At 74.8% G+C, this 8,644-nt stretch carries 7 protein-coding genes; 5 read left to right on the forward strand and 2 right to left on the reverse strand.

Features of this window, described 5'->3' with window-relative positions:
• Nucleotides 1-1,065 (forward strand): aminopeptidase P family protein (locus ABZ371_RS24750; RefSeq protein WP_358683393.1); only part of this gene is annotated, 1,065 nt, incomplete at its 5' end.
• 54 nt (nt 1,066-1,119) lie between these two features.
• Here ABZ371_RS24750 and treZ read toward each other — a convergent pair.
• Nucleotides 1,120-2,880, reverse strand: coding sequence for a malto-oligosyltrehalose trehalohydrolase (gene treZ, locus ABZ371_RS24755; RefSeq protein ID WP_358683395.1), 1,761 nt, complete (start codon nt 2,878-2,880; stop codon nt 1,120-1,122).
• Between the two features lie 203 nt (nt 2,881-3,083).
• On the opposite strand from treZ, the gene ABZ371_RS24760 reads away from it, so the two are divergent.
• Nucleotides 3,084-4,445 carry a GH1 family beta-glucosidase gene (locus ABZ371_RS24760; protein ID WP_358683397.1) on the forward strand — a complete coding sequence of 454 codons (1,362 nt, stop codon included), beginning with the start codon at nt 3,084-3,086 and terminating at the stop codon, nt 4,443-4,445.
• Between the two features lie 62 nt (nt 4,446-4,507).
• On the opposite strand, the gene ABZ371_RS24765 is transcribed toward ABZ371_RS24760, so the two are convergent.
• Nucleotides 4,508-5,461, reverse strand: coding sequence for a GNAT family N-acetyltransferase (locus ABZ371_RS24765; RefSeq protein ID WP_358683399.1), 954 nt, complete (start codon nt 5,459-5,461; stop codon nt 4,508-4,510).
• Nucleotides 5,462-5,623: 162 nt separating this feature from the next.
• Here ABZ371_RS24765 and ABZ371_RS24770 point away from each other — a divergent pair, with 162 nt between their 5' ends.
• From ABZ371_RS24770 to ABZ371_RS24780, 3 genes are all read left to right on the forward strand, one after another.
• The gene (locus ABZ371_RS24770; protein ID WP_358683401.1) at nt 5,624-6,190 is read left to right on the forward strand and encodes a DUF1707 and FHA domain-containing protein; all 567 of its coding nucleotides are present in this window, start codon (nt 5,624-5,626) and stop codon (nt 6,188-6,190) included.
• A 261-nt stretch (nt 6,191-6,451) separates the two neighbouring features.
• Nucleotides 6,452-7,549, forward strand: coding sequence for a tetratricopeptide repeat protein (locus tag ABZ371_RS24775; protein WP_358683403.1), 1,098 nt, complete (start codon nt 6,452-6,454; stop codon nt 7,547-7,549).
• A complete protein-coding gene (locus tag ABZ371_RS24780; protein WP_358683405.1) occupies nt 7,546-8,601 on the forward strand; it encodes a polyprenyl synthetase family protein in 1,056 nt (351 codons plus the stop codon). Before ABZ371_RS24775 ends, ABZ371_RS24780 begins: the two co-directional genes overlap by 4 nt.
• Nucleotides 8,602-8,644: the final 43 nt, after the last annotated feature.

Here is an 8,644-nt window from a genome sequence, read left to right on the forward strand (position 1 = left end):
GCCGCGCCCGCGGACGCGGCCGGGCTCGCGGGCGTCCTGGTGACGCCCGGGCCCGACATGGTCCACCTCACCGGCTACCGGCCGACCGCCGAGACCGAGCGGCTCACCCTGCTCGTCCTGCGGCCCGGACGGGAACCGGTCCTCGTCGTCCCGGCCCTGGAGGCGGCCGACGCCGAGCGTGCGACCGGCGCGCCGGCCCTCGACCTGCACGACTGGACGGACGCCACCGACCCCTACGGGCTGGCCGCCGGACTGCTGGACGCCGAGGGCCGGTTCGGCGTCAGCGACAACACCTGGGCCCTGCACCTGCTCGCCCTGCAGGACCGTCTGCCGGGCACCTCCTACGCCTCGCTCACCGCGGCCCTGCCCATGCTGCGCGCGGTGAAGGACGCGGCCGAACTGGAGCGGCTGGCCGCGGCCGGGGCCGCCGCCGACGCCACGTACGAGCGGATCCTCCACGTGCGCTTCTCCGGACGCAGGGAGAGCGACGTGGCCGCCGACCTGGCCGCCCTTCTCACCGAGCACGGCCACTCCCAGGTCGACTTCACCGTGGTCGGCTCCGGCCCCAACGGCGCGAACCCCCACCACGAGGCGGGGGACCGGGTCATCGAACGGGGCGACATGGTCGTCCTGGACTTCGGCGGGCTGAAGCACGGCTACGGCTCCGACACCTCCCGCACGGTCCACGTCGGCGAACCCACCGCCGAGGAGCAGCGGGTCCACGACGTCGTACGGGAGGCGCAGGAGGCGGGATGCCGCGCCGTACGGCCGGGGGCCGCCTGCCAGGAGATCGACCGGGCGGCCCGCGCCGTGATCACCGGGTTCGGGTACGGCGAGCGCTTCATCCACCGCACCGGCCACGGCATCGGCGTCACCACCCACGAGCCGCCCTACATGATCGAGGGCGAGGAGCAGCCGCTGGTGCCGGGCATGTGCTTCTCCGTGGAGCCGGGCATCTACCTCCCCGGCCGGTTCGGCGTCCGGATCGAGGACATCGTCACGGTCACGGAGGACGGCGGCAGGCGGCTCAACACCACCGCGCGGGAACTCGCCGTCGTCGAGTAGCGGGAACTGGCCGGCGTCGAGTAGGCGGGCCGGTCCCCGGGGAGGCGGAGCGGCTCACTCGTCGGCCAGGACCACGCACGACTCGGGCGGCAGGTGCAGGACCCCGTCCGCGCCCGGGGCGTGCACCGGCTCCCAGGAGGCCAGCACCCGCCCGCCGCCGCCCCGGTGCCGCCCGCCGCCCAGCGGTACGGCGGCGGGTCTCCCGGACAGGTTGACCGCGATCCGCAGGTCGCCCCGGCGGTAGGCCAGCCAGCGCGCCTCCTCGTCGAACGCCGGCCTGACCGAGCCCAGATCCGGATCGGAGAGGTCGGGCAGGGCGCGGCGCAGCGCGATCAGCTCGCGGTACCAGGCCCCGATCCGGGTGTGGGGCTCGCGCCCGGCTTCGCTCCAGTCGAGGCACGAGCGGCCCCGGGTGCGCGGGTCCTGCGGATCGGGGATGTCCTCCTCGGCCCAGCCGTGCGCCGCGAACTCCCGCCGCCTGCCGTTGCGCACGGCCTCGGCGAGCTCGGGATCGGTGTGGTCGGTGAAGAACTGCCACGGCGTGCGCGCGCCCCACTCCTCGCCCATGAAGAGCATCGGGGTGAAGGGCGCCGTGAGGACGAGGGTGGCGGCACAGGCCTGGAGTCCGGGGGAGAGGGAGGCGGCGAGCCGGTCGCCGAGGGCGCGGTTGCCGATCTGGTCGTGCGTCTGGGCGTAGCCGACGAAGCGGTGGGCGGGGGTGCGCGTGACGTCGACGGGCCGGCCGTGCGTGCGCTCCCGGAAGCTGGAGTACGTGCCGTCGTGGAAGAAGGCGCGGGTCACCGTCTTGGCGAGGGCGGCCAGCGGGGCGGCGGCGAAGTCGGCGTAGTAGCCCTGGGCCTCGCCGGTGAGCGCGGTGTGCAGGGCGTGGTGGAAGTCGTCGTTCCACTGGGCGTGCAGACCGAGGCCGCCGTCCGGGCGGGGCGTGGTCGTCCGCGGATCGCAGAGGTCGGACTCGGCGATCAGCGTGAGCGGCCGGCCGAGCTCCGCGGCGAGCGCGTCGACGGCGGTGGACAGCTCCTCCAGGAAGGTGAGCGCCCGCCCGTCGGCCAGGGCGTGGACGGCGTCCAGGCGCAGCCCGTCCAGCCGGTAGTCCCGCAGCCAGGCGAGCGCGCTGCCCAGCAGGTACGCCCGGACCTCGTCGGACCCGGGCGCGTCGAGGTTGACGGCCGAACCCCAGGGCGTGTGGTGGGTGTCCGTGAAGTACGGGCCGAAGGCGGGGAGGTGGTTGCCCGACGGGCCGAGATGGTTGTGCACCACGTCCAGGACGACCGCGAGACCGAGCCCGTGTGCCGTGTCGACGAAGCGCTTGAGCCCCTCCGGTCCGCCGTACGGTTCGTGCACCGCCCACAGCGACACCCCCTCGTACCCCCACCCGTGCGTGCCGGGGAAGGGGCAGACGGGCATCAGCGACACGTGGGTGACGCCCAGGTCCACCAGATGGCCCAGCCGCCCGGCCGCCGCGTCGAAGGTGCCCGCGTCCGTGAACGTACCGACGTGGAGTTCGTACAGGACGGCGCCCGGCAGTCCGCGCCCCTGCCACGGATGCCGCCAGCGGTACGCCTCCTGGTCGACCACCGCGCTCTCGCCGTCGGGCCCGTCCGGCTGGCGGCGCGAGCGCGGGTCCGGCAGCACGGGCCCGCCGTCGAGCGCGAAGCCGTAACGGTCGCCGTCGGCCGCCTCCGCCTCGGCCGCCCACCAGCCCGCACGCAACGGGTCACGCTCCATCGGCTGCCGCCCGCGCACCGTGCTCAGCACGACCGACCCGGCGTCCGGGGCCCACACCTCGAACCGCATCCAGCACTCCTCGTCCGTGTTCGCGTGCCCGGGCGCCGGTGCGCCGCGGCCGGCGGACGTCGCACGCACGGCCCCGGGGCACTGGAGCGGGCCCGTACCTGGCCACTAGGGTCTGGTCCAGATCATTGCCCTGCCGGGTCGCGCCCATACGTAGCGGAGCCGGGCAGTCATACAGGGTCCCTCTTACGGCTGCTGGAGTGCGCATGACCGTGCCGACGTTCCCGCCCGGCTTCCTGTGGGGCGCCTCCGCCTCCGCCTTCCAGACGGAGGGCGCGCACGACGCGGACGGCAAAGGGCCGTCCGGCTGGGACGCCTTCGCCGCCCAGCCGGGCCGCATCAAGGACGGCACCGACACCACGCGGGGCACCGGCTTCCACGAGCACTACCGGGAGGACGTCGCCCTGCTCGCCGGACTCGGCGCGGACGCCTTCCGCTTCTCGGTCAGCTGGCCCCGGGTCGTGCCCGGCGGCAGCGGTGCGCTCAACCCGGCCGGGCTGGACTTCTACGACCGGCTCGTCGACGAGCTCTGCGCCCACGGCATCACCCCCGCCCCCACCCTCTACCACTGGGACACCCCGCTCCCCCTCGACGAGGCCGGCGGCTGGCTCCACCGGGACACCGCCTACCGCTTCGCGGAGTACGCGGGCATCGTCGCCGAGCGCCTCGCCGACCGGGTCCCCATGTGGATCACCATCAACGAGCCCGCCGAGGTCACGATGCTCGGCTACGCGCTCGGCGAGCACGCGCCCGGGCACACCCTCCTCTTCGACGCCCTGCCCGCCGCACACCACCAGCTGCTCGCCCACGGGCTGGCCGTACGGGCGCTGCGCGCCGCGGGGGCCGGCAACATCGGCGTCGCGCTCTCCCACACGCCCGTCTGGACGGCCGGCGACTCGGAGGCCGACCGGCTGGGCGCCGGTCTCTACGACACCCTGACGAACTGGCTGTTCGCCGATCCCGTCCTCACCGGCCGCTACCCCGACGAGGGGTTCGCCGCCCTGATGCCGGGCCCGGTCGAGGACGACCTCAAGGTGATCTCCACCCCGCTGGACTGGTACGGGGTCAACTACTACAACCCCACCCTCGTCGGTGCGCCCGGGCCCGGGGCGGCCGGGTCCTTCTCGGGATACTCGATGCCCTTCGAACTCCCCTTCGGGATCAGGGAGATCGAGGGTTACGACACGACCGACCTCGGGTGGCCCGTGGTTCCCGAGGGGCTCGCCGAGACCCTGACAGGACTGCGGCGGCGCTTCGGCGACCGGCTGCCGCCCGTGTACATCACGGAGAACGGCTGCGCGGTCGACGAGCCCCTCGCCGACGGCCGCCGCATCGCCTTCCTGGAAGGGCACCTGAAGGCCCTGCGCAGGGCCGTCGACGCGGGCGTCGACGTGCGCGGCTACTTCACCTGGTCACTGACCGACAACGTGGAATGGACCGAGGGCGCCAGCAAGCGGTTCGGCCTGGTCCACATCGACTACGAGACGCTCCGGCGCACCCCCAAGGAGTCGTACGCCTGGTACCGCGACCTGATACGGGACCAGCGCGCCGGCGGCACCGCCGGCTGACGCCCGGCCTCGTCGGTGCGGGCCCGGGACGCGGGACACCGGCCGCCTCCCGCGGTGGCGGGTCAGCCCCAGACCATGTCGAAGGCCCGCTCGAAGTTCACGTAGCCCAGGCGCGCGAACGCCTGGGCCATCGGGACGTTGCCGAGGTCCGTGGCGGCCCGGACGCGGTCCACGCCCTCCGCGGCGAGCACCCGGGTCCCCTCGGCGAGGATGTCGTCGACGTAGCCGTGGCCGCGGTGGGCGGGGAGCACGCCGATGTACGCGATCATCGGGTGGTAGTTGTTGCGCGCCGGAACGACGAAGCCGACCGGTTCGCCGCCGGGGAGTTCGGCGATCCGCCACCACGCCCGAGGGGTCCTCAGGCGGGCGAACTCCTCGTCGTACTGCTTCCGTGCCGCCTGCCGCGTGTCCAGCCCGGAGGCCAGTTCCGCCCGCCCGTGCGCGTCCAGCGTGCCCTCCATCACCGGGGCCATCAGCGCCACGAGGTCCTCGCGCCCGGCGACCGGCCGGAACAGCAGCCGGCCGCTGTCCGGGGGCACCGGGGTACCGGCCCGCCACTCCAGCCGGAGCCGCTCGACCAGCATCCGGGCGCCGCTCGCCTCCATGACCCGTATCCGGGCTTCCACCACGTCACGCGCCACCGGGTCCTCGCGCCAGCCGGGAGGGACGAACCGTCCGTACTCGGGTCGCGTCCGGCCGGCCGGAAGCACGGCCGCCGTCGCCGTCTCCAGCAGGCGCAGCCCGATCTCGCCCCGCTCCGGCTCCGGCAGCGTGTCGTCCAGGTCGAAGAAGTCCAGCAACCGGGGAACGCCGTCGCTCTCGCCCGTCCACCAGGACAGCCGGCCCACCACCCGCTCCCCGCGCAGTGCCACCCACATCCACTCGGGGCGGCGGCGGCCGGCCGCGAGGTCGTCGGCGAGCTCGTGGTCCAGGACGTAGGTGAGACGCCGGAAGAGACCGAGTTCCTGCGCGCCGCTCAGTGGACGGATGGTCAGGCCGGGTGGAGCTGAGGTCACATGATCTCCTGGTTGCGTGGTCCCGGCGGTGGCCGGCAGCGGGGACGGTAACAGGGATCACGCGCCCGGCGCGTGGCGATTTCCGTCGGCGCGCGGGGCGGGAGCGCCGGAAACCCGGGCCCGTCTGGACACCCCCGGCCCGCCGGACCGACAATCAGCTCCGTGACGTCCTCCTTCGAGTCCTCCACGTATCCCGCGCGGCCCTCCGACGCCCAGCGCGACCGGGTCCTCGGTGTGCTCAGGGACGGCGCCGCCCAGGGCAAGCTCTCCCACGACACCTTCCTGCGCCGGATGGAACTCGCCCTGGTCGCCCGGCACGCCGGGGAACTCGACGCCCTCACAGCCGACCTGGACACCGGTGCGGGCTGGTCGCGGGCGCTGCTGCGCGCCGTGAGCGGCGTCTCGGCGTTTCCCGCACAGCTGCGCCGGGCCTGGCAGTCGGAGCGGCTGCCCAAGCTGCTCCTGCCGGCGCCCGGACCGCACCCGCTGAACATCGGACGGGATCCCGGTAACGGCCTGCGGCTCAGCCACGAGACGGTGTCGCGCCGGCACGCCGAACTGGTCGCCCACGGCAGCCGGTGGATCCTGCGCGACCTCGGCTCGACGAACGGCACGTGCGTCAACGGCCGCCGGGTCGTCGGATCCGTCCCGGTGCGCGACGGCGACCAGGTGAGCTTCGGGCGGATGACCTTCCGGCTCTCCGCACCCCTGCCGGCCCCGCCGCAGTAGGCCGCGCCCACCGTCCACCGGCCTCGCGGGCGCACCGCCCGACCCCCCGGGGCGGGGCCCGCCACCGTCCCGCGGTCGTACGCCGCACTGACGGTCCGGGTCCTGCCCGTGGCACTCAGGGATGACCCACGACCCACACGCAGGGGGATTCGTGGAACCCCCGCCGCCTCATACCGTCTTGATCACAGACGAGACGACGACCGACGGCCGTCGGGGACAGCGGTCCCGAGCACGGGCGGAGACAGCGGGCAGGTGGCACGGGTGACACGGGTGACTCAGCGGGAACCGGGCAAGGGCAAGGCGTTCGCCCCCGAATACCAGGGGGCGCTCGGCTCCCTGTCGGTGAACTCCTCGCTCACGGAGGTGCTGGCGAAGGGCATCGAGGAGCTGCGCGCGGCGCGGAGCGCCGGACAGCACGGGGAGATGGCACGCTGCGGCCTCGCCGTCGCCGAGGCGTACCGGCGGCTGGGGCGGATCACGGAGGCCGACGCGGCCTGGAAGGCGAGTTACCGCGCGGCCCGTTCGGCACAGGACACCGGCGCGATGGCCTGGGCCCTGTGGAGCGGCGGCACCCTCGCCCGCCAGCGTGGCGCGCTGGCGCTGGCCTACCGGCTGCTCGGGCTCGCGGCCGAACTGGGCGAACGCGGCGGCGACGTGGTGGTACGCGGATACTCGCTCGCCGGACTCGCGGAGACCGGGCGCATCCAGGGGGACTACGAGGCGGTCGGCGCACTGCACGAACAACTGCTCGCCGAGGCCCGCAGGCGCGGGGAGGCCCGGCACACGGTGTGGGCGCTGGAGGGCATCGCGCAGATGCACCGCAACACCGGCTCCTACGACCGGGCCCTCGCCCTGTTCGAGGAAGCGGCCGAGACCGCCGGCCGGGCCGACGACCGGCGCGGACGGGCCTGGGCGCTGCGCGGCATAGCCGACGTGGTGTCCGTGCGCGACGGAGACGTGGAGCGGGCCCTCGCCCTGCTCGCGGAAGCCGAGGTCGCCTGCCGCGAGATCGGGTTGTCCAGCGCGCTGGCGTACAACCACAAGATGCGCGGCAACGTCCGCTACCGGGCGGGGCTGTACGCACAGGCCCGTGACGACTACCGGACGGCCCTCGCGGAGTTCGAGGAGATGCACGAGCCCCGTGGGACGGCGCTCGCCCGCCTGGGACTCGCCAAGTCACTGGCCCGGCTCGGGAGGAACCCGGCCGAGACCGCCGCCGAACTCGCCGGCCTGCGCGGCGCCCTGGACCGGATAGGCCTGCGGCACGCCCGGACCATGGTCGACCGGGCGGCCGCCGAACTGGGGGTGGGGCCCCTGCCCGGCGATGACCGCACCACCGACGGGGCGGCGGCCCGATGACCTCCTCCACCACCGTGCCGGTCGCGACCGCTCCCCGCGTACTGGCCCGCTGCCGGGATCTGGTGCGCCCCTCGCTGGCCGCCGCGGTGGGACGGCTCCACCCGTGGCCCGGCGAGATGGCCGCCTTCTCGTTCGGCTGGTGCGCGGTCGGCGGCGCACCGACCGCCGGGGGGTCCGAGGGCAAGGGGGTGCGCCAGGCCCTCGCCGTGCTCTGCGCGGAGGCCGCCGGGGCGCCGGGGGAGAGCGCCGTCGCCGGGGCGGTCGCCGTCGAACTGACCCACGCCTTCTCCCTCATGCACGACGACATCATGGACGGGGACGGGACCCGGCGGCAGCGGGAGACCGTGTGGAAGGCGTACGGCACCGGAGCCGCCGTACTGGCCGGGGACGCCCTCTTCGCCCTGGCGGTGCAGACCCTCGCCGAGACTCCGGGGCCGCACACCGCCACGGCCCTGCGCCGGCTGTCGAGGACGCTGGGCGACCTGGTGCACGGCCAGGCGGAGGACCTGCTCCTCGAGGCCCGTCCCTGGACGGGGCCCGGAGCCGTGACCATCGACGAGTACCGGACGACGGCCGAGCTGAAGACCGGCACCCTGCTGGGCTGCGCGGCCGCGCTCGGCGCCCTGCTGGGAGGGGCGCCGGCCGGGACGGTCGCCGCACTGGACCGGGCCGGGCGCCACCTCGGAGTGGCCTTCCAGGCCGTCGACGACCTGCTCGGCATCTGGGGCGACCCCGCGGTGACCGGCAAACCCGTGCACAGCGATCTGCTCCGCCGCAAGAAGACGTATCCCGTGCTCGCGGCCCTCGCCGGTGCGGGCCGCCGGGCGGCGGACCTCGCCATCCTCCTGGACTCGCCGCCGCCCCTGGACGAGGAGGGGGCGGAACGCGCGGCGGCGCTCGTCGAGGCGTCCGGCGGCCGCACCGCCACCCTGGACGAGGCCCGCCACCACCTCGACGCCGCCCGTGCCTGCCTGCGGAGCGTCCCCCTCGCACCGGGACCCGTACGGGAGATCGAGGAGTTGCTCAGGTTCCTGCTGCACCGGACGGCCTGAGGAGGAGGGGGCCACGCGACGGCCCACCGGCCGGCGGGCGCGC

Source organism: Streptomyces sp. NPDC005899, assembly GCF_040629645.1.
Lineage (GTDB): Bacteria > Actinomycetota > Actinomycetes > Streptomycetales > Streptomycetaceae > Streptomyces.

Excerpts from the sequence above, each read along its gene's own strand:
- ABZ371_RS24760 (WP_358683397.1), top strand. The coding sequence starts at position 3,084 with ATGACCGTGCCGACGTTCCCGCCCGGCTTCCTGTGGGGCGCCTCCGCC.
- ABZ371_RS24780 (WP_358683405.1), top strand. The coding sequence starts at position 7,546 with ATGACCTCCTCCACCACCGTGCCGGTCGCGACCGCTCCCCGCGTACTG.
- treZ (WP_358683395.1), bottom strand. The coding sequence starts at position 2,880 with ATGCGGTTCGAGGTGTGGGCCCCGGACGCCGGGTCGGTCGTGCTGAGC.